The sequence below is a fragment of the Silanimonas sp. genome, assembly GCF_027530345.1.
GTDB lineage: Bacteria > Pseudomonadota > Gammaproteobacteria > Xanthomonadales > Xanthomonadaceae > Silanimonas.
The window spans coordinates 16,065-41,843 of record NZ_JAPZQK010000013.1; the positions used below are offsets into that span (position 1 = coordinate 16,065).

At 68.4% G+C, this 25,779-nt stretch carries 21 protein-coding genes and 2 tRNA genes; 7 read left to right on the forward strand and 16 right to left on the reverse strand.

Features of this window, described 5'->3' with window-relative positions:
• The first annotated feature begins 37 nt into the window (after positions 1-37).
• Positions 38-2,461 carry a TonB-dependent receptor gene (locus O9255_RS07550; RefSeq protein ID WP_297866245.1) on the forward strand — a complete coding sequence of 808 codons (2,424 nt, stop codon included), beginning with the start codon at positions 38-40 and terminating at the stop codon, positions 2,459-2,461.
• A gap of 160 nt (positions 2,462-2,621) precedes the next feature.
• Here O9255_RS07550 and O9255_RS07555 read toward each other — a convergent pair.
• From O9255_RS07555 to O9255_RS07570, 4 genes are all read right to left on the reverse strand, one after another.
• Positions 2,622-2,697: transfer RNA gene (locus tag O9255_RS07555), tRNA-Glu, on the reverse strand.
• Between the two features lie 23 nt (positions 2,698-2,720).
• A tRNA-Ala gene (locus O9255_RS07560) sits at positions 2,721-2,796 on the reverse strand.
• 46 nt (positions 2,797-2,842) lie between these two features.
• Positions 2,843-3,343: a DUF1249 domain-containing protein gene (locus O9255_RS07565; RefSeq protein WP_297866246.1), complete on the reverse strand. Its 501-nt coding sequence runs from the start codon at positions 3,341-3,343 to the stop codon at positions 2,843-2,845.
• Between the two features lie 37 nt (positions 3,344-3,380).
• Positions 3,381-4,199 carry a pyruvate, water dikinase regulatory protein gene (locus O9255_RS07570; protein WP_297866247.1) on the reverse strand — a complete coding sequence of 273 codons (819 nt, stop codon included), beginning with the start codon at positions 4,197-4,199 and terminating at the stop codon, positions 3,381-3,383.
• Between the two features lie 139 nt (positions 4,200-4,338).
• Here O9255_RS07570 and ppsA point away from each other — a divergent pair, with 139 nt between their 5' ends.
• Both ppsA and O9255_RS07580 read left to right on the forward strand, forming a co-directional pair.
• Positions 4,339-6,726 carry a phosphoenolpyruvate synthase gene (gene ppsA / locus O9255_RS07575; protein WP_297866248.1) on the forward strand — a complete coding sequence of 796 codons (2,388 nt, stop codon included), beginning with the start codon at positions 4,339-4,341 and terminating at the stop codon, positions 6,724-6,726.
• A 5-nt stretch (positions 6,727-6,731) separates the two neighbouring features.
• Entirely contained in the window at positions 6,732-7,658 is a 927-nt protein-coding gene (locus O9255_RS07580) for a mechanosensitive ion channel domain-containing protein (RefSeq protein ID WP_297866249.1), read from the forward strand.
• A 33-nt stretch (positions 7,659-7,691) separates the two neighbouring features.
• On the opposite strand, the gene O9255_RS07585 is transcribed toward O9255_RS07580, so the two are convergent.
• Positions 7,692-10,637 (reverse strand): ligand-binding sensor domain-containing diguanylate cyclase, encoded by a 2,946-nt coding sequence (locus tag O9255_RS07585; protein ID WP_297866250.1) that lies wholly within the window; start codon positions 10,635-10,637, stop codon positions 7,692-7,694.
• A 36-nt stretch (positions 10,638-10,673) separates the two neighbouring features.
• Positions 10,674-11,243: an oligoribonuclease gene (orn, locus tag O9255_RS07590; protein WP_297866251.1), complete on the reverse strand. Its 570-nt coding sequence runs from the start codon at positions 11,241-11,243 to the stop codon at positions 10,674-10,676.
• 123 nt (positions 11,244-11,366) lie between these two features.
• On the opposite strand from orn, the gene O9255_RS07595 reads away from it, so the two are divergent.
• Complete coding sequence (locus O9255_RS07595) at positions 11,367-11,840, forward strand: DUF2721 domain-containing protein (protein ID WP_297866252.1); 474 nt, start codon at positions 11,367-11,369, stop codon at positions 11,838-11,840.
• A 1-nt stretch (position 11,841) separates the two neighbouring features.
• Here O9255_RS07595 and tadA read toward each other — a convergent pair whose 3' ends face one another.
• Complete coding sequence (gene tadA, locus O9255_RS07600; RefSeq protein ID WP_297866253.1) at positions 11,842-12,327, reverse strand: tRNA adenosine(34) deaminase TadA; 486 nt, start codon at positions 12,325-12,327, stop codon at positions 11,842-11,844.
• Between the two features lie 811 nt (positions 12,328-13,138).
• A complete protein-coding gene (locus tag O9255_RS07605) occupies positions 13,139-14,149 on the reverse strand; it encodes an AraC family transcriptional regulator (RefSeq protein ID WP_297866254.1) in 1,011 nt (336 codons plus the stop codon).
• A gap of 175 nt (positions 14,150-14,324) precedes the next feature.
• On the opposite strand from O9255_RS07605, the gene O9255_RS07610 reads away from it, so the two are divergent.
• From O9255_RS07610 to O9255_RS07620, 3 genes are read left to right on the forward strand one after another with little or no spacing between them, the layout of a single operon-like run.
• Positions 14,325-14,861, forward strand: a complete 537-nt coding sequence (locus O9255_RS07610) for a hypothetical protein (protein ID WP_297866255.1) — start codon at positions 14,325-14,327, stop codon at positions 14,859-14,861.
• 9 nt (positions 14,862-14,870) lie between these two features.
• The gene (locus tag O9255_RS07615; protein ID WP_297866256.1) at positions 14,871-15,560 is read left to right on the forward strand and encodes an NAD(P)-binding oxidoreductase; all 690 of its coding nucleotides are present in this window, start codon (positions 14,871-14,873) and stop codon (positions 15,558-15,560) included.
• Complete coding sequence (locus O9255_RS07620; RefSeq protein ID WP_297866257.1) at positions 15,557-16,093, forward strand: cytochrome b/b6 domain-containing protein; 537 nt, start codon at positions 15,557-15,559, stop codon at positions 16,091-16,093. The genes O9255_RS07615 and O9255_RS07620 overlap by 4 nt, the downstream gene beginning before the upstream one ends.
• Positions 16,094-16,257: 164 nt before the next feature.
• Here the strand turns inward: O9255_RS07620 and guaA are convergent, their stop codons facing one another.
• From guaA to moeB, 8 genes are read right to left on the reverse strand one after another with little or no spacing between them, the layout of a single operon-like run.
• Positions 16,258-17,826 (reverse strand): glutamine-hydrolyzing GMP synthase, encoded by a 1,569-nt coding sequence (gene guaA, locus O9255_RS07625; RefSeq protein ID WP_297866258.1) that lies wholly within the window; start codon positions 17,824-17,826, stop codon positions 16,258-16,260.
• 3 nt (positions 17,827-17,829) lie between these two features.
• Positions 17,830-19,284, reverse strand: a complete 1,455-nt coding sequence (gene guaB / locus O9255_RS07630) for an IMP dehydrogenase (RefSeq protein ID WP_297866259.1) — start codon at positions 19,282-19,284, stop codon at positions 17,830-17,832.
• A gap of 40 nt (positions 19,285-19,324) precedes the next feature.
• The gene (locus O9255_RS07635) at positions 19,325-20,611 is read right to left on the reverse strand and encodes a TRAP transporter large permease subunit (RefSeq protein WP_297866260.1); all 1,287 of its coding nucleotides are present in this window, start codon (positions 20,609-20,611) and stop codon (positions 19,325-19,327) included.
• A complete protein-coding gene (locus O9255_RS07640) occupies positions 20,608-21,102 on the reverse strand; it encodes a TRAP transporter small permease subunit (protein WP_297866261.1) in 495 nt (164 codons plus the stop codon). Before O9255_RS07640 ends, O9255_RS07635 begins: the two co-directional genes overlap by 4 nt.
• Positions 21,099-22,112, reverse strand: a complete 1,014-nt coding sequence (dctP, locus tag O9255_RS07645; protein WP_297866262.1) for a TRAP transporter substrate-binding protein DctP — start codon at positions 22,110-22,112, stop codon at positions 21,099-21,101. Before dctP ends, O9255_RS07640 begins: the two co-directional genes overlap by 4 nt.
• Before the next feature lie 13 nt (positions 22,113-22,125).
• Positions 22,126-23,019, reverse strand: coding sequence for a TRAP transporter TatT component family protein (locus O9255_RS07650; protein ID WP_297866263.1), 894 nt, complete (start codon positions 23,017-23,019; stop codon positions 22,126-22,128).
• A 9-nt stretch (positions 23,020-23,028) separates the two neighbouring features.
• Entirely contained in the window at positions 23,029-23,919 is an 891-nt protein-coding gene (gene folD, locus O9255_RS07655) for a bifunctional methylenetetrahydrofolate dehydrogenase/methenyltetrahydrofolate cyclohydrolase FolD (RefSeq protein ID WP_297866264.1), read from the reverse strand.
• 57 nt (positions 23,920-23,976) lie between these two features.
• A complete protein-coding gene (moeB, locus tag O9255_RS15265; RefSeq protein WP_345781367.1) occupies positions 23,977-25,767 on the reverse strand; it encodes a molybdopterin-synthase adenylyltransferase MoeB in 1,791 nt (596 codons plus the stop codon).
• Between the last annotated feature and the right edge of the window lie 12 nt (positions 25,768-25,779).

Consider the following 25,779-nt stretch of genomic DNA (forward strand, 5'->3'; position numbering starts at 1 on the left):
CACCGCGTCAGCTATGCACGTCCACAGGGAGTCGACCATGAGTCATCGCATCCAACCTTCCGGCGCCAAACGGCCTCGGCCCTTGCCCAACCGCGGGCGGCTTGCCGTCGCGATCTATCTCGCCTTCGGCTCCGCCGCCTTCGCGCAGGCCCCCGAGCCGGAACGCACCGCGACGCTCGATGCGATCACGGTCACCTCGCAGAAGCGCAGCGAGAACCTGCAGGACGTGCCGATCAGCTTGCAGGTGCTCGACGCGCAGAAGCTCGACGAGCTCAACATCACCAATTTCGAGGACTACGTGAAGTACCTGCCCTCGGTCTCTTACGAGACGGGCGGCCCGGGCTTCGCGAAGATCTACATGCGCGGCGTGGCCAGCGGCGGCGACGGCAACCACTCCGGCTCGCTGCCGAGCGTGGGCGTGTACCTCGACGAGCAGCCGGTGACCACCATCCAGGGCCCGCTCGATATCCACGTCTACGACGTCGAGCGCATCGAGTCGCTGTCCGGCCCGCAGGGCACGCTGTACGGCGCCAGCTCGCAGGCCGGCACGCTGCGCATCATCACCAAGAAGCCGGACACCGCGGGCTTCGAGGCCGGTTATTCGGTCGGCGTGGACAAGACGACCAGCGGCGGCTCGGGCCACGTGGCGGAGGGCTTCGTGAACCAACCGCTCGGCGACAGCGCCGCGCTGCGCGTGGTCGCGTGGAAGGAGAAGGAAGCCGGCTTCATCGACAACGTGCGCGGCACGCGCACCTACCCGTCGTGGGATGCCGACTCCGGTGGCAATGGCACGGAAAACAACTTCGACCTCGCGCGAGAAGACTACAACAGCCTCGACACCGAGGGCTTCCGTGCCGCGGCGCGCTTCGAGCTCGGCGACCGCTGGACCATCACCCCCACCGTGATGCACCAGCGCCAGGAATCGCCGGGCTTCTTCGCCTTCGACCCGCAAGTGGGTGACCTCGCCGTCACGCACTTCAACCCGGAGGGCGGCGAGGACCGCTGGACGCAGGCCGCACTGACCATCGAAGGCAAGATCGGCAACTTCGACGTCACCTACGCCTACGCCAACCTCGACCGCGACGTCGACACCGAATCCGATTACAGCGATTACGCGTTCTGGTACGACACCCTCGCGGGCTACGGCGCGTACTTCTACGACAACGACGGCGCGCTGGTGAACCCGTCGCAATACATCCAGGCGCAGGACCGCTACAAGCGCGACAGCCACGAGATCCGCTTCAGCTCGTCGCAGGAGGACCGCCTGCGCTTCGTCGGTGGCTTCTTCTTCCAGCAGCAGGACCACGACATCCAGCAGCGCTACAAGATCGACGGCATCGCCGATTCCCTCGCCGTCACCGGCTGGCGCGACACGCTGTGGTTGACCAAGCAGTTCCGCCAGGACGACGACAAGGCGGTGTTTGGCGAAGTCGCCTTCGACATCAACGACCAGCTCACGGCGACGCTCGGTGGCCGCCACTTCCGCGTGGACAACCGGCTGAAGGGCTTCTTCGGCTTCAGTGCGGGCTACAGCAGCCGCACCGGCGAGGCCGCATGCTTCGACCAGACCGACTTCAACGGCGCGCCCTGCATCAACCTCGACAAGGGCGTGAAGGAGTCGGGGAACATCGGCAAGGCCAACCTGAGCTGGAAGATCGACGACGACCGGATGCTCTACCTCACGTGGTCGGAGGGCTTCCGTCCCGGCGGCATCAACCGCCGCGGCACCTTGCCGCCCTACCTGTCGGACTACCTGACGAACATCGAGTTCGGCTGGAAGACCACGTGGTTCGAGAACCGCCTCGCATTCAACGGCTCGCTGTTCCGGCAGGACTGGGAGGACTTCCAGTTCAGCATCCTCGGCGCCAACGGCCTCACCGAGATCAAGAACGCCAACCAGGCGCAGATCGACGGTCTCGAGATGGACCTGAACTGGGCCGCCACCTACAACCTCAACCTCAGCGCGGCGGTCGCGTTCTACGACGCCAAGCTGACCGAGAACTACTGCGGCTTCACCAACGCCAGCGGCGTCCCGGTCACGAACTGCCCGACGCCGGAAGCACCGAAGGGCACGCAGCTGCCGGTGACGCCCGAGTTCAAGGGCACGGCGCAGGCGCGCTACAGCTTCGACCTCGCCGACGGCGAGGCCTACTGGCAGCTGGCAGCGTCCCGCGTCGGCGAGCGCACTTCGGACCTCCGCCTCCGCGAACGCGCGATTCTTGGCAACCTCGCCGCGTACACCACGATCGATTTCTCGATGGGCTACCGCCGCAACGACTGGTCGCTGGACCTTTACGCCAGCAACATCGCCGACGAGCGCGCCGAGGTCTCCAAGTTCACCGCCTGTGCCGAGACGGTATGCGGTGCGCAGGGCGTGGTGCCGGAATACCCGAACGGTCAGGTCTACACCAACACCATTCGGCCCCGTTCGATCGGATTGCGCTTCTCGCAGTCGTTCTGATCGACGCAGGCTCACGGTGATCGCGTGAGAAGACGCCCCGGCTTGCCGGGGCGTCTTTTCTTCGCCGGGCACGTCGCGGCAGATCGGCGGCGTGGAGCGCCGGAAAGCGCGCAAAGACAAACGGCCCGCATTTCTGCGAGCCGTTGGAATCAGCCTGAGCTGGCGTCCCCACGGGGATTCGAACCCCGGTCGCCTCCGTGAAAGGGAGGTGTCCTAGGCCTCTAGACGATGGGGACGTTTAGAGGGTTCAACGAAGAAGTGGTGGAGCTAATCGGGATCGAACCGATGACCTCTACAATGCCATTGTAGCGCTCTCCCAGCTGAGCTATAGCCCCACCGATTCAGGAGAGGCGCGCATCATATTCAGCAGGATCGGCCGCGTCAAGCATCTGTCATCGACTGATTCGCTTCGACGTCATCTTCGGCCTGACGGAGCAGCGTTGAACGGGCGTGGCCGAGGCTTTCCAGGTAGCCCAGCCACTTGCTCAGGAAGCTGTTCATGCGCAACCGGTGGCCCATCATCACCTTCGGCGAGGGGCGCAGGCCGAGCACATCCTGCCAATGGCGCCCCACGTAGCAATTGGTGGCTTCCGCCTGCCGGGAATCGAGGTAGGCGCGCAGCACGGCCGACGGGTCCGGCGCGCCGGTGACGGGGTCCGTCATCGCGTAGGACAGCCGCAGTTCAACCGTGTGCGCGTGCCGCGCCAACAGCTCGATATGGACATCCAGACCATCGCCCACCCGTGAGACATGGCGGCCGACGGGCGCCTGCTTGAGGTCGATGATCCGGGCGATGCGCTCGAAGTTCTCGCCGTACAGGCCCATCAGCCACGCGAAGCGGCCGATGGCGGGGTACGGGAGCTCGCTGCGGTTCTGGCGCATTGCTGGAATGTAGAGGCGCCCTGCCCGGCCTTCAACCTCAGAAATGGCTGCGCTGGAAACCGAACTTCGCGACGATCTTCGAGGCGATCTCCTCGATCGACGTGTGCGTCGTGCTGAGCACCGGGATCTGCTCGCGCTTGAACATACCCTCGGCGATCGAGACCTCGCGGCGGCAGACCTCCAGCGTCGCGTAGCGCGAGCCGGGTTTGCGCTCCTCGCGGATCTTCTGCAGCCGCTGCGGGTCGATGGTGAGCCCGAACAGCTTGCGCCGGTGGCGGCGCAGCTTCTCCGGCAAGCGGTCGGAATCGAGGTCCTCGGGCGTGAGCGGGTAGTTCGCCGCGCGCAGGCTGTAGTGCAGCGCGAGGTACAGGCAGGTCGGCGTCTTTCCCGAGCGCGACACGCCGACGAGGAGCACATCCGCCTCGTCGTAGTCTAGGTCGGTCCCGTCGTCGTGAGTCAGCGCGAAATTGGTGGCGTCCATACGGCGCTCGTAGGCGTCGGGGTCGATGAGCGCGTGCGCCTGGCCCACTTTCGGCTGCCGCTTCTGGCCCAGCTCCGCCTCCAGCGGCGCCATGAAGGGTGCGAAGACATCGAGGATCAGTCCGCCGCTATCCGCCAGGGCGCGGGCCAACTCGCTGTCCACGACCGTATTGATGACGATCGGCCGGCTGCCGTGGCGCTCGCCGCCCTCGCGGATGGCCATCGCCGCCTGCCGGGCTTTCTCGAGCGTGTCGACGAAAGGCAGGCGCTGGCGCTCGAAGGGCTGCCCGCTGAACTGGGTCAGCAGGCTGTTGCCGATGGTTTCGGCGGTGATGCCGGTGCCGTCGGACACGAAATACACGGGGCGGGTCGCCATGGGCAGCGGTTCGGCTGGGGTGTGCCCTCGATTCTGCGTGGAAATCGGCCGGAAATCGCAGGAAAGGAAGGTCAAGCTTGTCCGCGGGGCGCCGCGCCCGGAAAATAGGCGTTTCCCCTCGCGGTGTGCCGGAGCTGCCTTGAACGCCCACGTCCTTTGGCTGAACGCCCTTCGTCTGACCGATCTTCCGCAGGTGGGGGGCAAGAATGCCTCGCTCGGCGAAATGATCGGCAACCTCGCCCAGCTGGGCGTCTCGGTGCCGGGCGGCTTCGCCACCACCGCCGACGCGTTCCGCGAATTCATCGCCGAGAACCACCTGCACGAGCGCATCTACTCGAAGCTCGGCACGCTGGACGTCGAGGACGTCGACGCCCTCGCGGCGGCCGGCAAGGAGATCCGCGGCTGGGTCATCGACGCGCCGCTGCCCAAGGCCCTCGACGCCGCGATCCGCGACGCCTACGTGCGCATGTGCCAGGAAGCCGGCGCCGCCGAGATCTCGGTGGCCGTGCGCTCCTCGGCCACCGCCGAGGACCTGCCGGACGCCAGCTTCGCCGGCCAGCAGGAGACCTTCCTCAACGTCACCGGCGCCGACGACGTCGTGCACAAGGTGAAGGAAGTCTTTGCCTCGCTCTACAACGACCGCGCCATCGCCTACCGCGTGCACCACGGCTTCAAGCATGAGGACGTGTTCCTGTCGGCCGGCGTGCAGCTGATGGTGCGTTCCGACGTCGGCGCCTCGGGCGTGCTGTTCACGCTGGACACCGAATCGGGCTTCCGCGACGTCGTATTCGTCACCTCGAGCTACGGCCTCGGCGAGACGGTCGTGCAGGGCGCGGTGAACCCGGACGAGTTCTACGCCTACAAGCCGAACCTCGAAGCCGGTCGCCCGGCCATCCTGCGCCGCACGCTCGGAAGCAAGCAGATCCGCATGGTGTATTCGAAGGCGGCGGGTGAGCGCGTTCGCACCGAAGACACGCCGGCCGAGCTGCGCGGCCGCTTCTCCATCAGCGACCACGACATCGAAGAGCTGTCGCGCCAGGCGCTGGTCATCGAGAAGCACTACGGCCGTCCGATGGACGTGGAGTGGGCGAAGGACGGCATCACCGGCAAGCTCTATATCGTCCAGGCCCGCCCGGAAACGGTGAAGTCGCGCGCCCGCACCACCCAGATCGAACGCTTCCGCCTGCAGCAGCGCGGCGAAGTGATCGCCCAGGGCCGCGCCATCGGCCAGAAGATCGGCACCGGCATCGCCCGGGTGATCCGCAGCGTCGCGGAGATGAACAAGGTGCAGCCGGGCGACGTGCTCATCGCCGACATGACCGACCCCGACTGGGAGCCGGTGATGAAGCGCGCCGCCGCCATCGTCACCAACCGCGGCGGCCGCACCTGCCACGCCGCGATCATCGCGCGCGAGCTGGGCGTGCCGGCCGTGGTCGGAACCGGTGATGCGTTGAAGGTGATTCCGGACGGCACGCCGGTCACCGTGAGTTGCGCCGAGGGCGACACCGGCTTCATCTATGCCGGCCAACTGCCGTTCGAGCGGGTCGTGGCCGACCTCGACAAGATGCCGCCCGCGCCGCTGAAGATCATGATGAACGTGGGCAACCCGGAGCGCGCCTTCGACTTCGCGCAGCTGCCGCACCAGGGCATCGGCCTCGCCCGCCTCGAGTTCATCATCGCCCGCCAGATCGGCGTGCACCCGCGCGCCCTGCTCGAGTACGACAAGCAGCCGGCCAACATCCGCGCGCAGATCGATCCGCTGATCGCCGGCTATGCCGACCCGGTGAGCTTCTACGTCGAGCGCCTCGTCGAGGGCATCGCCACGCTGACGGCAGCCTTCGCGCCCTACCCCGTCATCGTCCGCCTCTCCGACTTCAAGTCGAACGAGTACGCCAACCTGATCGCCGGCGCGGCGTACGAGCCGCACGAGGAGAACCCGATGATCGGGTTCCGCGGTGCCTCGCGCTACATCCACCCTGACTTCAAGGACTGCTTCGCGCTCGAATGCCGCGCCGTTCGCAAGGTCCGCGACGAGATGGGCCTGAAGAACCTGTGGGTGATGATCCCATTCGTGCGCACGCTCGAGGAAGGCCAGGCTGTCATCGACACGCTGGCCGCCAACGGCCTCGTGCAGGGCAGCAAATCGGGCAACCCGGACGGCCTGAAGGTCATCATGATGTGCGAAGTGCCCTCGAACGCCCTGCTGGCCGACGAGTTCCTCGACATCTTCGACGGCTTCTCGATCGGCTCGAACGACCTGACCCAGCTCACGCTGGGCCTTGACCGCGATTCCGGCATCGTCGCCAACCTGTTCGACGAGCGGAACCCGGCGGTCAAGAAGATGCTGTCGATGGCGATCTCGGCGGCTCGCGCCAAGGGCAAGTACGTCGGCATCTGCGGCCAGGGCCCGAGCGACCACCCCGACCTCGCCGAGTGGCTGATGGACCAGGGCATCGAGTCGGTGTCGCTGAACCCGGACACGGTCGTCGACACCTGGCTGCGCCTCGCCCAGCACAAGAAGGGCTGAGCGCGGTGACACCGATCCTGCCGACCTCGACCGCGGAAGCGGTCGGGCTCTGGGCCAAGCTGCAGTCGCGCTTCGAGAAGGCGGACTGGATGGGGCTGCTTGAGGCCTGGGGCCTGAAGCTGCTCTCGGTCCTCCTGATCCTCGTCGTCGGCGTCTGGATCGCGCGCAAGCTCAGCAACGGCCTCGCCCGCGTGTTGGAGCGCTCGAACGCCGATCCGATCCTGGTCGGCTTCCTGCGCAACATCGCCTACTTCGGCCTGCTGATCGTCGTGATCATCGCGGCGCTGGCACAGGCGGGCGTGAACCCCGCCTCCCTGCTGGCGGTGCTCGGTGCGGCTGGCCTCGCCATCGCGCTGGCATTGAAGGACTCGCTGTCGAATTTCGCGTCGGGCGTGATGCTGATCCTGCTGCGGCCATTCAAGGCGGGCGACTACGTCCAGATCGCCGGGCTGGAAGGCACCATCGAGCAGGTCCGCGTGTTCCAGACGCAGATGCGCACCATCGACAACCGCGTGATCGTGCTGCCCAACAGCCAGATCACCACGGCGCCGATCGTGAACTTCACCGGGCGCCCGACCCGCCGACTCGACCTCGTGGTGGGCGTCGGCTACGACGACGACCTGTCGGCGGCACGGGCGGCGCTGCTGGACGTGGCGAACGCCAACGAGCGCGTGCTGAAGGATCCATCCGCCGACGTGCTGGTGTCCGCGCTCGGCGAGAGCAGCGTGCAACTGACGCTGCGGGCGTGGGTGGCCACCAGCGACGTGCTGGCGGCGAAAAGCGAGCTGCTGGAGGGCCTCCATCGCGAGCTCCGCCAGCGTGGCCTGTCGATCCCGTTCCCGCAGCGCGACCTGCACGTGTACCACCACGGCACAGAGCCTTCGGGCCTTCCGAAAGCGGTGCAGGACGCGCTGGACGACGGCGACCGCTGAGTCGCCGCCGTCCGCCGGGCATCGCCCGGCGGCTCAGGTCTCGACGCGGTTCCGTCCGGCGCGCTTCGCGGCATACAGCCGCTCGTCGGCGCGATAGATCATCCGCTCGTGGTGCGTGAACCCCGTGCGGCTGGCCAGGCCGATGCTCGCCGAGGCGCGCGCACCGGGGGCGAAAGCACTGGTGTCGATGGCTTCGATGCGTCGGCGGATGCGTTCGGCGGAGTCGGCGGCCTGTTCAAGCGTGGCGTCGACGAACAGCAGGGCGAACTCCTCGCCACCCCAGCGCGCGAGGTTGTGGTCGCCGCCCATCACGTCCGACATCACTCGCGCGACCTCCTGCAGCAGCTGGTCGCCGGCCGCATGCGAGAAGTTGTCGTTGATGTCCTTGAAGTGGTCGAGGTCGAGCACGCCCAGGCACAAGGGCTTGCCGTCGCGCTGTGCCTCCGCGAAGCAATCCGCGAGACGTTCTTCCATGTGCCGGCGGTTCGGCAAGCCGGTCAAGGCATCCGTGCGCGCCTGGAGCTCGTAGGCGCTGCTCTGCTCGCGAACGGTCTCCGCGAGACGCTCCAGCTCGGTGTTCTGCCGCGTCAGCGTCTGCGTACGTTCCTCGACCATACGGCTGAGTTCCCGCTCGCGCTGTTGCAGGGCGTCCACCCGGAGTGCATAGCCCCAGTACAGGCCAAGGGCGAGCAACAGCCCGCCTAGCACGAGGAAGAGCGGCTGCTCCCAGAAGCGCGGCTGCACTTCGACATCGATGCCGATGACATCGCTGCTGGTGCCGCTACCGCGGGTTTCGGCGCTGACTTCGAACCGGTATTTGCCGGGCGGAAGGTGGTTGAAGCGCGCCGAACGCACCGCGCCGCTGTCGGTCCAGCCCTCGTCGAGACCCGCCATGCGGTAGCGGTAGCGGATCTGCTCGGGCATGCGGTAGCTGAGGCTGGCGAAGTCGATCTCGAGCCGGCTCTCCGCCGGGCTCAGCACGAGGCGCCCATCGGCCGGGCGGGGCTGCGTATCGACGCGGATGCTTTCGATGATCACCGGCGGCGGGGGGCGCTGGTAGCGCGCCAACTGGTCCGGCTGCACCACGCTGACGCCACGCGCGGTGGCGATCCACAGGCTGCCGTCGTCCGCGCGGATGGCGGCCGGGCCGGCACCCCCATTGCACTGCGCACTGGCGAGGCCATCGGCCTCCGCGAAGCTGAGCGCATCCAGCCGCTCGCGCCGCCCCGCGATCACTTCTTCCAGCTGCTGCCTCGGCACCTGCAACACGCCGCGGTTCGAGGTCAACCAGAAATTGCCGTAGCCGTCTTCGACCACCTGGAACAGCGTCGCGACAGGCAGGCCGTGGCGCACGCCGACGCCGCTGAGGACGTCGTCCTTCAGGCGAAGAAGGCCGCGATCGGTCGCGAGCCACAGGCTGCCCTCGCCGTCCTCATGGATGCCGAACACGTCCTGGGCGTCGAACCACTGCCGGATTGGTACCTCGCGGAAACGCTCGCCGTCGCGGACCGCCAGCCCGTTCGAAGTGCCGATCCAGAGCCGCCCATCGCGCCCTTCGTGCAGGGCGACGACGAAGTTCCGCGGCAGCCCGTCGCGTTCGTCGAAGCGGTCGATGCGGCCATCGGCGCGGCGCCGGAACAGGCCCGAACTGGTGCCGATCCAGAGGTCGCCATTCCGGGCCTCGAAGATCGCGCGCACCTGCGGTCCCAGCAGGCCGTCGCCGGCACCGAGCTGGTTGACCACCTTGCCGTCGCGCAACTGGTAGAGGCCCAACGAATACATGCCCACCCACACGCTGCCATCGCGGCCATGCGCGAGGCTGAGCACGGCTTCGTTACCGATGCCGCCCTCCTCCCGCGACACCGGCTCGATGCGACCGTCGTTCCAGCGATCCAAGCCGCCGCTGCTGCCGATCAGCACGCTGCCGTCGGGCAACTGCAGCACCGATCGCACGTAGTTGTCGGCCAGTCCCTGGTAGGTGTCGTAGCTGCCGAAGGGGGTGTCGGCGAAGCGCAGCAAGCCGGCATTGGTACCGACCCAGATCGAGCCTTCGCGGTCGACGAACAGGGCCGGCACGCGGTTGTTGGGCAGGCCGCCGGCGCGGCTGAAACGCTCGAGCCCGATGGGCTTCGCGCGAAACACGCCGCGGTTCACCGTGCCCGCGATCAGGCTGCCCTGTGGATCGATGGCGAGGCTCGGCACGGCGTCATCCGGGAAACCGGCCTCGTGCGCGCGGAACTCGCCGTTGCGGCCACGCCACACGCCGTGGTGCGTACCAAGGAACAAGCCGCCATCCGGTGCCGCAACGATGGCATAGACCGCACCTTGGGGCATGCCGTCCGCGGTGCCGAAGGCTTGGACGCGGTCGTCCTCGATGCGCACGAGGCCTTCCGCGCTGCCGGCCCAGACCACGTCGTTGGCATCGATCATCAGTGCGAACATCTGGCCCGATGGCAGGCCCTCGGCGACGCCGAACGGCGTCGCCGTTCCGTCCGGCGCGATGCGCACGAGGCCTTTGCTCTCGTGTGCCACCCAAAGGCGACCCTGCGCATCGAACTCGGCGCGCATGGTTTCCTCCTGCGCCAGGCCTTCGGCGACGCCGACGCGTCGCCACTCACCGTCCTCGCGGATCATCACACCGCCGCGCGACGTGGAGACCACCAACTTGCCCGGCACGCGGGTGGAGATGCTGCGGATGCCCTGGTCGGTGAAGGCTTCGACGTTCTGCGGCCCGAACAACGTGAAATCCTGGCCGTTGTAGCGGACGAGGCCCTCCCACGTGGCGAGCCAGAGGTAGCCGTCCTCGGTCTGGGCGATGTCATTGACCTGGTTGTGCGGCAGGCCGTTGCGCGTGGTCCAGACGTCGCGCGCGTAAGCCGCGAGCGGTTTCGAATCCATCGCGTTCGCCGTACCCGCGGCGAGCCCAAGGAACAGCGCCAGCCAACAGGCCAGCGCCGGTGCCAGTGCAGCAATCCGCATGCCTCCCTCCCGGTGCGTCGCGGATGGGCGCGCCGGTCAGCCGATCTGGCCGCCTAGCGCACCCATGTGGCGACGATAGTGCCTGAGTTCCTCGATGGACTCCCGCGCGTCCGCCAGGGCCGTGTGGGCGCCCTGCTTCTGCATTCCGTCGAGGACGCCGGGCGCCCAGCGGCGCGCGAGCTCCTTCACCGTCGAGACGTCGAGGTTTCGGTAGTGGAACCACTTCTCGAGCCGCGGCATCAGCCGGGCGAGGAAGCGCCGGTCCTGGCAGATGGAATTGCCACACATCGGCGACTTGCCGGCGGCGATCCACGGCGAAAGAAAATCGCAGGTCAGCGCCTCGGCCTCGGCCACCGAGTGCGGACTGGCCAGCACGCGATCCCACAGCCCGGACTTCCGATGCGTTCCGCGATTCCATTCGTCCATCGCCTCCAGCGTGGCGAGGTCATGGCGGACGGCCAGCGAGGGCCCCTCGGCCAGCACGTTGAGATCACGGTCGGTGACGATCGTGGCGATCTCGATGATGGAATCGGACATCGGGTCCAACCCGGTCATCTCGAGGTCGATCCAGATCAGGCGGGCGTCATCGGCGGCGGGCTTCGTCATCGCCGGAGTGTAACGATTCCGTTCAGGGCTCTGGCCGCGTACGGTGCCGCGCGCCCCCTGAATTGACGCCGTTTGTCAGTCTGCCGGGCGCTGCGCGATCATCCCGGCGTTCCGGAGACTCCGATGCCGCTGACCGATACCCTCGCCCACCCCACCGTCATTGGTGCGATGCTCGCCCCCGCCCTGTTGATGGCCGCTACCGGCTCGCTGCTGATTTCGGCCAACGCCCGGCTGGCCCGCGTCGTGGACCGCCTCCGGCTGCTTGTGCTCGGCGAGGGCGATCCCGACGGCGAAGCCCCGCCCCTGTCCGAGCACGAGACACAGATCGCCGAGCATCGCCGCCGCGCGGCGCTGGTGCTGCGCGCCTGCTGGATGCTTTACGTGGCGCTCGGATGCTTCATCGGCACCAGCCTCGCCCTGGCCGGCGGCGCGCTGGTGGAGGCCCGCATCGGGATCATCGCCACCGTGCTGGCCATCCTCGGCATGGGTTGCCTCCTCGGCGCAGCCGTCGCGATGGGCCGCGAGGTGAGCATGGCGGTGCGCAGCCTCGACACCGAACTCGACATCGCACTGGCGAAGCGCCGGCGCGGCGCTTGATTCACGCCTTCGCGCGTTTGGCGCGGAAGTAGTTCGTCAGCATGCTCGACGCCTCCTCGGCCAGCACGCCGCCCTCGACCGCCACGCGGTGGTTGTGGCGAGGGTCGGCGATGAGGTCGAAGACGCTGCCCGCCGCGCCGGTCTTGGGGTCGCTCGCCGCGTACACGACACGGGCGATGCGCGCATGCACCATCGCCATCGCGCACATGGCGCAAGGTTCAAGTGTGACGTAGAGGGTGGCACCGAGAAGGCGATGGTTGCCCAGTGCCTGCCCCGCCTTTCGCATCGCCACGATCTCGGCGTGGGCGCTCGGGTCATGCTCGGTGATGTTCCGGTTCCAGCCTTCGGCCAGCAGCGTGCCATCGGCAGCCACCAGCACGGCACCGACAGGCACCTCGTCGTCCTCCACGCGGGCCCGTTCGGCGAGGCGCAATGCCTGCGCCATCCATCCGAGGTCGACGGCGGACTGCGCTGGATCGGCGGGCATCGTGGCGTGGCGGACGGCGGCAAGTGCCTTCAGGATACCCGCTCCAAGGTGACGGAGCTGCCCCACGGCTGCCGCGGGTCGCACGCCTCAGTGGGCGTGTCGTCGACCCGGGTCGTCGTCAAGCAGATGGACTGCGCCTGCGAGGGTGATGTGGCGAAGCAAACAAGGCCCAAGGTGGTGGCGAAGGCGATGGCACGGCGCGAAGCGAACGAAGGCATGTCTGGTGGCTCCCTTGTGGATGAGGTCGGAACGCGTCGAACCGGCCGCCCAAACCCATCCTCCATCGCCACCTGAACCACCCCGCGTTCCGTGACAGGGGGCAGCGCTTGACGCCTGTTGGCATGCCCATGCACTCCGGGGCGTCCTACTCCCACTCGAACAGCCACGATTCCTGCAATCCCTTGGGGACACGCGGCCTCGCCCGCGGAAGCGCGGTTTGCCGTCTCAGGACTACCGGCGCTCTACAGAAGTCCAGCCCCGGCGCGAGTTTCCGGGCGATCGGCACGGGATGCACCTTTCGGGATCTATCAAGGACGATGGGGTCTTGCAGGGGCTCGAATGCACCGATGCGCCGACATGAGCATGTGGGTGCCTGCGTGCTGCATTCGCTGGTGGTTGGCATCCAGAGAAAAGGGATTTTCCTTTGACTCGGCGAATGCACGTCCTAACCTGCGTATCGGAACATCGAGGCGATCAGCATCTGCGTCTCCGCAAAGCCTCGCAGCCGGCCGCAGCCGCTTGGGCTGCCCAGCAGCCACCGACACCCTTACCGGCTGGCCCTCGTCTCCCGCGCGTTGACCAACGCGCCGGTTCAGGGATCATGACGCGCGAACGATGCACGGAACTCCCCGGGTGAGCGCCCGAGCAAGCGCTTGAATACCCTGGCGAAGGCTGAAGGGTCGCCGTAACCGACGCCCATCGCGATACTGGCGATGCTGTCTTGGCTTTCTCGAAGTCGCTGCGCCGCCAGTTGCAGGCGCCACCACTGCAGGTACTCGGCAGGCGTCTGGCCCATGCAGGCCCGGAAGCGCTGGAAGAAGGCTGTGCGTGACAGGTGGGCCAAGCCGGCCAGTTCGGGCAGCGTCCAGCGGTGCTCTGGCTGGGCGTGCAGGGCCGTGAGCGCCGGGGCCAGCCGTGGATCCGACGCCGCGGCCAGCCATCCCGCGGCGGGTGTTGCATCGAAAAGGGCTTCACGGAGCGCCTGGATGAAGAGCACCTCGGCGACCCGGCGCAGCACGGCCGACGAGACGCCTGCGGTGTTCTCCGCCTCCGCCCGAACCAGTGCGAGTAAGGGCGCGAGGCGCCTACAGGCGGTCGTGCCAGAGCGCAGGACCATCATGGCGGGAAGGCCAGCCACGACGGCTTGGGCCATGCGCATGTCCGCAACAAAGCTGGCGGTCAACAGTTGCGTGCGAGTTCCGCCGCCGCCATAGACCAAAGTGGTGGCATTGCGGTCCCGCCGGTCCACGCCGGCGATCGCGGCGACTGGCGTGGCTTTGCGGCCCGAGCGGTCGCTGAGAGCGTGGATCTCGTCGCGGGGCAGCACGACGACGTCGCCCGCTGACAGTCGCACGCTGGCAGGCTCGCCCACCAGCGACACCACGCAATCGCCCTCGAGCACCGCGTGGATGGCCGCCAGGCGCCCGCCCGGCAACTGCAGCGCCCAAGGCGCGCTCAGTTCGCTGACGCAGAAGAACCAGCCGTGAAATCGCAGCGCATCCAGCACCTGCGCGATCAGCACCGCACGCGGTGAACGATCGGCATCGTCGAGCGCATTCGCAGCCGCGCGGTGCGGCACCAACCGACCTATCGTGGTGACCATCGGGGTTTGAGGAGCACGTTGGATGAATCAAGTCTCTCACGCAGGCCGGCGCCGTATGCTGGGCTGGATGGCGCGCGCAGCTGCTGCGCTGCCGCTAGTAGCGCAGGCTCGGGGCTCAGACCGATTGAAACCCACACCGGCTGTCACCGTCGGCCCGTTCTACCCGCCTGATCCCATGGGGTTGCCGTTCTTCAGAGCCCGAGCGCTCAGCCCGCTGCCCCAGGGCAATGATCTGACATCCGGCACCGGGGGGCGTCGCGCAGAGGGCAAGCGCCTGCAACTTCACGGCCGCGTGCAGAACACCGCAGGGCAGCCGCTCGCGGGGGCCCGGGTCGAGATCTGGCAGGTGGATGCTCGGGGCCACTACGCGGTGGAGACCGGCGCCGATCGCGACCCCGGTTTTGCCGGCTACGGCGTGCACCTTGTCGGCGAGTCGGGCCGCTACACGTTCACGACCATCCGGCCGCGCGGCTACGGTCGCTATGGCGGGCTCATCCAGCGCGCCGCCCACATCCACCTGAGGGTCTCGGTGGCCGGCCGGGCGCCACTGGCCACTGAAGTCTGGTTCGCGGACGAGCCAGGCAACGAGCGCGACTCGTTCGTCAGCCGTATCACTGACCCGGAACTGCGGGACCGGATGCTCGTCCGCCTGACGCCGGGCAGCGACGGCATGCCAGCGGGCACGTTCGATGTCGTGCTGCCGGATGCGTGAGGAGTGACGATGAGACTCGTGGTGTTCGGCGCCTCGGGCGCTACCGGCCGGCACGTCGTGACGCTGGCCTCGGAGGCAGGATGGTCAGTGCGGGCCGTCGTGAGGTCTAAGCATCAGCGCCTCGCGCTGACGGGTGCGGGGGAGTCCACGGTGGGCGACCCGACCGACCCCGACTCGGTCGCTGCAGCGATAAGCGGCGCCGACGCCGTGGCCGTGTGCCTTGGGATCTCGCGCCGTACGCGCTCACCCTTCGCGCCCCTGGTGTCGCCGCCGGATCTCACGTCGCGCTCGATCGGAGCCATCGTGCAGGCCATGCAGCGCGCGGGCGTGCGCCGTATCGTCTATGTCAGCGCCTTCGGCGCGGGTGACAGTTGGGCTCAGATCCCGTGGTGGGGCCGAGCCTTCCTGCGCTTGAGCCAGGTGCGCCACTCGATGGCGGACCACACTCGCAGCGAGAGTCTGTTGTCCAGCTCCGCGCTCGATTGGACTTCACTCCGACCGATGCTGCTGGACGATGCATCTGGCGCCTTGCCTGCGCGAGAGATGCGCCCGGGCGACTCCCTGCTCGCCAAGCTCTCGCGCGAGTCGCTCGCGCGCACGATCGTGGCCGTGCTGGGCGACCCGTCGACTCACGGCCGGAAGGTGCCGCTTGTACCTGCTGCGGCTCCCACCCCAGGCACCGATGGGAGCCCGGCATGACGGTTGACCGCTACCACCCCGCGCTCGTGGTTCTGCACTGGATCCTCGGTCTGCTGATCCTGCTGGGGCTCTTCATGGGGACCTTCTCCTTGGAGAGGCTGCCGAATTCAGACCCGTCCAAGCTCGATAGCCTGAGGGGCCACATGATCAACGGGGCCGTGATCGGATGTCTGATGGTCGTGCGGCTGATCATCCGGGCGCGTACCCGACGCCCGGTGCCGGCGACGACCGGCATGGACTGGGCTGACGCCATCGGTCCCTGGACGCACCGCGCGCTGTACGGGCTGGTGTTCGCAATGGTCGCAAGCGGCGTGGCGCTGGGCGTGAACACCGACCTTCCGGCCATCGTCTTCGGCGGGTCCGAGAAACCCCTGCCCGCCAGCTTCGATGGTTCGTGGATGCGCGTGCTGCACGCGATTGCCGCCAAGTTGCTGGTGGCGCTGATCGTGCTGCACATCGCGGCTGCGCTGTGGCATCAATTCGTTCGCCGAGATGGGCTTCTGCGGCGCATGGGCTTTGGCATCCATCGGTAAGGATGCCCCGCAGCCTCACGCATTTCCTGGGCTCTGGCTCGTGCGCAATGCGCACGAGCTTGTCGTAGGCGTGCATCGCTTCGTAGGCGTGCATCGCTGGCACGCGGCAATCCGCCAAGCCTGCGTCTCAATGCACGTTGATCGCTCGCGATCGATCCCGAAGCCTACTCCCACTCAATGGTGGCGGGCGGCTTGCCGGAAATGTCGTAGACCACGCGGCTGACGCCGCGCAGTTCGTTGACGATGCGCCGCGCCACCACGTCGAGCAACTCGTACGGCAGGTGCGCCCAGTGCGCGGTCATGAAGTCGATGGTCTCGACGGCGCGCAGCGCGATCACCCACTCGTAGGCGCGGGCATCGCCGACCACGCCGACCGACTTCACAGGCAGGAAGACCGCGAAAGCCTGCGAGGTCTTGTCGTACCAGCCCGCCTTGCGCAGCTCTTCGATGAAGATGGCATCGGCGCGGGCGAGGATCTCGGCGTACTCGCGCTTCACTTCGCCGAGGATGCGCACGCCCAGGCCCGGGCCCGGGAACGGATGGCGGAACACCATCTCGCGCGGCAGACCGAGCTCGACGCCGATGCGGCGCACCTCGTCCTTGAACAGCTCGCGCAGCGGCTCGACCAGCTTGAGCTGCATGCGCTCCGGCAGGCCGCCCACGTTGTGGTGGCTCTTGATGACGTGGGCCTTGCCGGTCTTGCTGCCGGCCGACTCGATCACATCCGGGTAGATCGTGCCCTGCGCCAGCCACTTCACGTTGGTGAGCTTCTTCGATTCCTCCTCGAAGATCTCGATGAAGAGACGGCCAATGATCTTGCGCTTGGCCTCCGGGTCCTGCACGCCGGCCAGCTCGCCGTAAAAGCGATCCGCCGCGTTGACGCGGATGACCTTGACGCCCATGTGCTGGGCGAACATCGCCATCACCTGGTCGCCTTCGTTCCAGCGCAGCAGGCCGGTGTCGACGAACACGCAGGTCAGCTTCTCGCCGATGGCTTTGTGCAGCAGCGCGGCCACCACGGACGAATCGACGCCACCGGACAGGCCCAGCAGCACCTCGTCATCGCCGACCTGGGCACGCACGCGGGCGATCTGGTCCTCGATGATGTTGGCCGCCGTCCACAGCGTGGCGCAGCCGCAGATCTCCGCCACGAAGCGGCGCAGCTGCTCGGTGCCCTGCTTGGTGTGCGTCACTTCCGGGTGCCACTGCACGCCGTAGTAGCGGCGGGACTCGTCGGCCATCGCGACGATCGGCACGCTGTGCGTGCGCGCGGTGATCTTGAAGCCTTCCGGCAGGCGGGTGACGCGGTCGCCGTGGCTCATCCACACATCGATGCGCGGCGGCGAGCCCGGGTGGTCCTTCTGGTCATCCAGCAGGCGGCAGGCCGAGGCGACTTCCACTTCGGCGTAACCGAACTCGCGGTCGTGGCCGCCTTCCACCAGGCCACCGAGCTGCATGGCCATCGTCTGCATGCCGTAGCAGATGCCGAGCACCGGCACCTTCAGGTCGAAGACCGGCTGCGGCGCGCGCGGCGAACCGGCTTCCGTCGTCGACTCCGGGCCGCCCGAAAGGATGATGCCCTTCGGCGCGAACTTGGCGATGTCGGCCGGGTCGTGGTCCCAGGCCCAGATCTCGCAGTAAACGCCCAGCTCGCGGACGCGGCGGGCGATCAGCTGCGTGTACTGCGCGCCGAAGTCGAGGATCAGGATCTTGTCGCTGTGGATGTCGGTCATCGCTTACTGCCGGTAGTTCGGCGGTTCCTTGGTGATCTGCACGTCGTGCACGTGGGCCTCGCGGGTGCCAGCGTTGGTCACGCGGACGAAACTCGGCTTGGTGCGCATCTCTTCGATGCTGGCGCAGCCGACGTAGCCCATCGAGGCGCGCAGGCCACCGGCGAGCTGGTGCACCACGTTGGCGAGCGGGCCGCGGTAGGGCACGCGGCCTTCGATGCCTTCGGGCACGAGCTTGTCGGCGTCGGAGGCGTCCTGGAAGTAGCGGTCCTTGCTGCCCTGCTGCATGGCGCCGAGGCTGCCCATGCCGCGGTAGCTCTTGTAGCTGCGGCCCTGGAAGAGTTCGATTTCGCCCGGCGATTCCTCGGTGCCGGCGAACAGGCCGCCGATCATGATGCTCGAGGCACCGGCGACGATCGCCTTGGCGATGTCGCCCGAGTAGCGGATGCCGCCATCGGCGATCAGCGGGATGCGGCCCTTCAGCGCGTCGGCCACCATGCCCACGGCGGTGATCTGCGGCACGCCCACGCCCGCGACGATGCGCGTCGTGCAGATCGAGCCCGGGCCCACGCCCACCTTCACGGCGTCGGCGCCATGCGCCTCAAGCGCCAGCGCGGCATCGCCGGTGACGATGTTGCCGCCGATGACCTGCAGGTGCGGGAAGGTCTTCTTCACCCAGGCCACGCGGTCGAGAACGCCCTGCGAATGGCCGTGCGCGGTGTCCACCACGATGACGTCGACGCCGGCGGCGACGAGGGCCTCGACGCGCGCTTCGGTGTCACCACCCACGCCGACGGCCGCGCCGACGACGAGGCGCTCGCTCGAGTCCTTCGCGGCGTTCGGGTTGTCGCGGGCCTTCTGGATGTCCTTGACGGTGATCAGGCCGCGCAGCGCGAAGGCGTCATCGACGACGAGCACCTTCTCGATGCGGTACTGGTGCAGCTTGGCGAGCACCTCTTCATCCGTAGCGCCTTCGCGCACGGTCACGAGGCGATCCTTGCCGGTCATGATGCTGCTCACCGGCGCGTCGAGGCGGGTCTCGAAGCGCATGTCGCGGCCGGTGACGATGCCGACGAGCTGGCCGTTATCCACCACCGGCACGCCGGAGATGCGGCGGGCGGCGGTGAGCTTCAGCACCTCGCCCACGGTCGTGCCCGGGGTGACGGTGAACGGCTCGCGGATGACGCCGGCCTCGAACTTCTTGACCTCGGCGACCTCGGCGGCCTGCCGTTCCGCGCTCATATTCTTGTGGATGATGGCGATGCCGCCGAGCTGCGCCATCGCGATGGCGAGCCGCGCCTCGGACACGGTGTCCATGGCGGCGGCGACGATCGGGAGGTTCAACGAGAGGCCACGCGTCAGGCGGGTGGCGAGGGAGACGTCCTTGGGCAACACGGCCGAATGGGCCGGGATCAGGGAGACGTCGTCGAACGTGAGGGCTTCCGCCTGGATGCGCAGCATGGACTGCTCCGGAACTGGGAAGCGCGACATTCTAACCGGTTCAGCCCCCGCCCAGCAGGCCCAGCGACAGGGCCGGCCACCACGTGATGACCAGCACCGAGGCGCCCAAGAGGAGCAGGAATGGCGCTGTGGCGCGGACCAGTGTGGTCACGGGGACCTTGAACCGGTAGGACGCGATGAACAGGTTCATACCGACCGGCGGCGTGAAATAGCCCAATTGCAGGTTGGCCAGCATGACGATGCCCAAATGCGCCGGGTGGACCCCGAACTGTGCCGCCAGCGGCATCAGCAGCGGGGTGAGGATGACGATGGCCGAGAAGATGTCGACCAGCATGCCCACCACCAGCAGGAACACGTTCAGCACCAGCAGGAATTCCAGCGGGCTGTCGATGTGGTTGCTGACGAGGGCATAGAGCCGGCCCGGCACGTCCTGGTCGATGAACCAGTTGGACAGGGCGCGCGCGGCACCCAGGATCAGCAGGATGGCGCCTACCATGCGCATCGCCTCGGCCATCACGCCCGGCAACTGGCGGAAGGCCAGTTCACGACGCACCAGCACCGTCACCACCAGCACATAGGCGGCGGTGAGCGCCGCCACTTCGCTGACCGCAAGCACGCCTTGGTAGATCGCGGCCAGCACCACCACCGGCAAAGGCAGCTCCCAACGCGCATCCTTCACGGCCGCCCACAGTTCACGGGCATCGAAAGCCTTGCCGGTCGAAGGCACCGCCCGTCCCACCCACATCGCATGGGCGGACAGCACGACCAGCATCAGTGCCCCCGGCAGGAGGCCGGCGAGAAACAGGTCCTGCACGCTGACCGTGGGATTCGTGGCGATCGGCGCCGCGATGAAGCCGTACAGGATCAGCGGCAGCGACGGGGCGAACAGCAGGCCGAGGCTGCCTGCCGCGGTGACGAGGCCGAGGCTGTAGCGGTCCGGGTAGCCGGCGGCCTTCAAGGCCGGATACAGCAGTGCGCCCATCGCCACCACGGTGACGCCCGAGGCGCCGGTAAACGCAGTGAAGAACGCACAGGCAACGATCGCGACAATCGCCAGGCCGCCCGGAAGGCTGCCAAGCAGCGCGTCGGAGAGCCGCACGAGCCGCTTCGGCGCACCGCTTTCGCTGAGCAGGTAGCCCGCCAGCGTGAACAGCGGAATCGCAATCAGGCCCGGCATGTCGCCGAGACCGTAGAACTCCGTCAGCGCCGCCTGTTCATAGCCCGCCGCCTGCAGGCCGACGAGGGCGATGCCGAGGATCACCGCGAACAGCGGCATCCCCAAGGCCGCGAGCAGCAGAAGCAGGCCGATCTGCAGCTCGAGGCTCACGGCGCAGGCTCGTCGATGGGCCGGGGCGCGAAGGCCGACAGCACGAAGCGCACGGCCAGCAGGCCGAAACCGAAGGGCAGCACCAGCATCGGCACCCAGCTTTCGATACCGGCCACGAAGGGCAGCGGGAACTCGCGCTCGGACACCATCAGGCCCCAGCCCACCCAAGCCGCCCAGCCACAGAGCGCCGCAGCGGCGAACTGCGTCAGCACGTGCACGGCCCGCCACGCCGCATCAGGCAGCAAGCGCGGAATCGCATCCACGGCAATGTGGCGCTGCTGGCGCGCCGCCCCCAAGGCACCGAGCATCGCCAGCCAGAGCACGCCAGCACGACTGATCGCCTCAGCCCAGGCCAGCCCTTCGTCGAAGCCCACGCGCAGCACGATCTGCACTACAGCCAGAACCAGCAGGCTCCCGAGGGCCGCGGCAAGCAAGGCGTCCTCGGCACGATGCAGCGCGCGGAGGACGGGCTGGAGCGCGCCTTGGCTCAAGGCTGGCCGCCCGCCGGGGCCGCCCCTGCCGCCTTGGCGTCGCGAATGGCCTTCAGGATGGCTGGGCTGATGCCCTGCTCCGCCTCGAGACGGGCGAGCACCCGACGGCCGACTTCGCGGAAGTATTCGGCGTCGGTCGGCGTCGGCGTCACGACGGTGAGACCCTGCTTCTTCATCGCCTCGAGCGCCGCGACGTCGTCGCGGCGGATCGTCTGGTCGACCCGTGCGGACGCCGCCTTGAAGATGCGGTCGACGATGGCCTGGTCGGCGGGGGCGATGCGCGCCCACGCGCGCTGGTCGACGACGATGAAGCCCACCACGTAGACCAGCGGCAGGTCGTAGAGCGACTTCAGGCGGCCATGCCACTGCAAGGCCACCGTCCCGGCCGGCGTGTTCGCCACCATGTCGACCATGCCGGTCTGCAGGCTGGTGAAGACGTCACCGATCGGCAGCGGAATCGGGCTGGCGCCGCCCTCGCGGAAGGTCATCTCGGCGATGGCGTCGTTCTGCGGCACCCACAGCTTGGCGCGGCGGACATCCTCGACGCCGGCCATCGGCTTGGCGCTCATCAGGTAAGCGAAGCCCACGCCCGATGCACCGAGCATGTGGAAACCGCGCTCGGCGAAGCCGGAGGCCAGCAGAGGATCGACCTTCGGCCGCACGCGGTCGATTTCCGCCCAGTTCGCGAACATGAAGGGCAGCGTGTAGACGGGCGCGTCCGGGTAGACCAGCGACAGCTCGCTCGAGGTGAGCACCCCACCCTGCAGCTGGCCGCCCTGGCGGATGCGGCGCAGCACGGCCTGGTCATTGCCCATCACGCCGCCGGGGAAATAGCGGATCTCCACGCGGCCGCCGGTTTCGGTCTTTACCTGCTCGGCAGCAGCACGCAATTCCCGCATCCACGGCGAACCGTCGGGGGCCAGCGTGGCGAGGCGCAGGGTCTGGGTCTGGGCGAACAGCGCCGGGGCGAGCGCCAGCAGCAGGATCGGGAGCAGGAAACGACGGATCATCGGGGGGCGTCCTTCAGAAATAGTCCTTGCCGGACTCCAGCAGCGCCTTCGCGCGCACCTGGGCCAGCGTGTTCATCAGCGTGTAGCGCGGCGCCTTCGGGTCGGCGGCCAGCACCTCGTTCAACAGGCGATCGTGCAGGGCCTGGTCGAAGACCAGGCGCGCGTGGAACTCCGCCATCAGCGTCTTGGCGTACAGATTGCGCCCTTCCGAGGCGTCGATCGCCTGCTGGAAGTAAGCCTTGCCCAGCTCGGGCTTGCCGCCGACGGCCTCGGGCCGAAGCGAGTTCAGGACGCCGAGGTAGACCAGCGGCAGCCCGCCGTCGTGGTTCGCATCGATGGCGACCACCCGCTGGAGCAGGGCCTCCACCTTGGGCAGGTCGGCCACCGCGCCCCAGTCGTCGCGATTCGCCTGGATGTAGCCGGCCCAGGCCGCGGCGAGCCCATACATCAGGCCGATGCGCTCGTCGCCCACGCCCTTGAGCGCGGCGGCGAAGTCGTCCGGGTTGCCTTCGAGCGTCGCGCAGAGTGCGTCTTCCTCGAGGCAGGTGGCGCGCTTGGCGTAGGCGAGCGCCTTGGCGGCCAGGCGCTGGGCGCGCGCGGCATCGGAACCCGTGAAGTTGCCCGCGTAAGCGCCATTGAGATTCGCCGCTGCAAGCAGGGTGCCGACGTTTTCGGGGTCGCCTTCCAACAGGCCGTCGAGCAGCAGCAGGTAGGCCGGGAGACCGTCGCGGACGGTGGACGGGTCATCGGCGTTCAGCACCGCACTGCCGAGATTGTCGGCGAGGCGCTGCGTCGCCTTGCCCACGATCGAGCTGCAGCCGGCGGCGAACAGCACCAACAGGCCAAGGCCCGCCGCGCGCAGCGCGGAGTGGCTCGGAACGGCGTCAGCATGGGTCGAAACGGTCATGCGGCCAGCCTATCGGGCGTAGGTGTAGAGCTCGTGACCAGGGCGGTCGGCGGCATCGGCGGCTTCGATGGTGTTCTGCATCAGGGTGGCGACCGTCATCGGCCCCACGCCGCCAGGCACCGGGGTGATCCAGCTCGCGCGCTCGCGCGCCACGTCGAACCCGACGTCGCCGACGAGGCGCCCGTCGTCCATCCGGTTGATGCCGACATCGATGACGACCGCGCCGTGCTTCACCCACTCGCCGGGCACGATGCCCGGACGACCGACGGCAACGACGAGGATGTCGGCCTGTTCGATCTGCCGCTGCAGCACCTCGCGCGGCGTGAACTTGTGGCAGGCGGTGACGGTGCAGCCCGCGATCATCAGCTCGAGCACCATCGGGCGGCCCACGTGGTTGCTCACGCCGACGACGACGGCATTCGCTCCGCGCACCGGCCGGTCGGTATAGCCCAGCAGCGTGGTGATGCCGCGCGGCGTGCACGGGCGAAGGCCGAACTGCCGCAGCGCGAGGCGGCCGACGTTCTCCGGATGGAAGCCGTCGACGTCCTTGCGCGGGTCGATACGCTGGATGATCTCGCGGCCGTCGCGGCCGCCGGGCAGCGGCAGCTGAAGCAGGATGCCGTGGATGGTGGGATCGGCGTTGAGACGGTCGATCAGGGCAACGAGCTCGGTGTCGCTGGTGTCGGCCGGCAGGTCGAAGTCATGCGCCTCGATGCCCACCTTCAGGCAGGCGCGGCGCTTGTTGCGCACGTACACCGCCGACGCCGGATCGTCGCCCACCAGGACCACCGCAAGGCCCGGCCGCGACTGGCCGGCGGCAAGCCGGGCCTGCACGCGGGCGGCGAGATCATCGAGCAAGCGGTCGGCGATGCCTTTGCCGTCGAGCAGGCGCGCACTCATCGGGGATTCGGGTCCGTGCTGGAAAGCGGCGCATTATCGCATGCCACCTTCAAGCCGTTAGCGCGAAGCGCAAAAGGTCTCGATTGCGGCGTAGCCGTCGAACACAGCGTGGGCACCACAGCCCGGGCAGTCGGGATCGGCCGGGAGCGCCAATTCGCGGAAGCGCATGCCAAGCGCATCGACGGTGAGCAGGCGTCCCACCAGCGGATCACCGATGCCCAGCAGCAGTTTCAGCGCCTCGGTGGCCTGCAGCATCCCGATCAGCCCCGGCAGCACGCCCAGCACCCCGGCCTCGGCGCAGTTCGGCGCGGCGTCGGCGCCCGGCGGCTCCGGGAACAGGCAGCGATAGCAGGGCGCCCTGCCCCGCTGGCGGCCGGCGTCGAACACCGACACCTGGCCCGTGAAGCGTTCCACCGCGCCGTACACCAACGGCAGCGCCAACTCGCGGCAGGCGGCGTCGACGAGGTAGCGCGTGGCGAAGTTGTCGCTGCCGTCGATAACGACATCGGCGCCACGCAGCAGGGCCTCGACGTTCTCCGGCGCCAACCGTGCCTGCACGCCGTCCACGCGCAGGCGGGGATTCAATGCCAGCAGCCTCTCGCGGGCCGAGACCACTTTCGGCAAGCCCACGGCGGCGTCGGTGTGCAGGATCTGGCGCTGCAGGTTGCTCCGCTCGACCCGGTCGTCGTCGACCAGAACGAGCGTGCCCACGCCCGCGGCCGCGAGGTAGAACGCCGCAGGCGAACCGAGCCCGCCGGCGCCGACCACCACCACGCGCGAGGCCATCAGGCGCTGCTGGCCTGCGGCACCGACCTGGGCCAAGCGGAGGTGGCGGTCGTAGCGCGCGAGCGCATCGGCGTCGAAGGCCGGGGTGGCCGCGGAAGCACCTCCAGACGCGAGGGGGAATCCGGCGGACCGCCAAGCGTCGAAACCACCGCGGACGCTGGCCACGTCGACGACTCCCCGCCCACGCAGCAGCGCCGCCGCGCGCTGCGACCGTTGGCCGCGCGCACAGATCAGCACCAGCGGAGCACCGTCCACAGGAAGCGCGGCGCCACTGCCTTCCAGAGTCGAAAGCGGCAGCGGCCGCGCGCCGTCGGGCAAGCCGAGGGCATGTTCCTCGGCCTCGCGCACGTCGTAGAAGTGCGCACCCGCACCCACCAGGGCCGCCACCTCGGCCACCTCGCACTCCGGCGGAAACGCGCTGGCCACGCCCTGCATGGCGTCGATCAGCGCCTCGCCGGTCACCGGCCACATCGCTTCAAGGCGCTCCGGATCGTCGGGCAACACCAGAAGCACCGAGCGCGGGGCGCGCTCGCCGAATGGCGCGGCGATGGCACCGTCGATCAGGGCCGAGAGCCGGGAGGCACCTTCCCCACCCGCCTCCGAGCACGCGATGACAAGGTCAAAGGCCTGGGCCGCGTCGTGGATGGACGATGCAGCGCGCTGCGGGTCGCCCGGCAGGATGGGCCAGGCGACGGGATCGAGGCCCATCGTCTGCAGCAAGGCCAGCAGGACAGGACGGGCGGCATCGTGGCGCTCGCCCGCGCCGAGCGCCTGCCCTGGCGGACGCAGGGCGTCACCGCTGCTGAAGACCGCGACGGTTGGCCGCCGTGCGCACGGCACCTCGGCGAGGCCGCGCGCGGCCAAAATTCCAAGGTCGGCGGGGCGCAGCCGATGCCCCGCGGGAAAAGGGGTTCCGGAAAGCGCAGCAGCGGGAATGCCTTCCGCCAACACGCGGCCCCGCGCGCGGGCCAGCGGCACGCGTTCGGCGTCCGTGCGGTGGGCAGCCCCCAATCGCCGCAGCGACGAGGACAGCAAGGAAGGATCGACGGGCCGGGCGGCCATGGAACGGCCGCG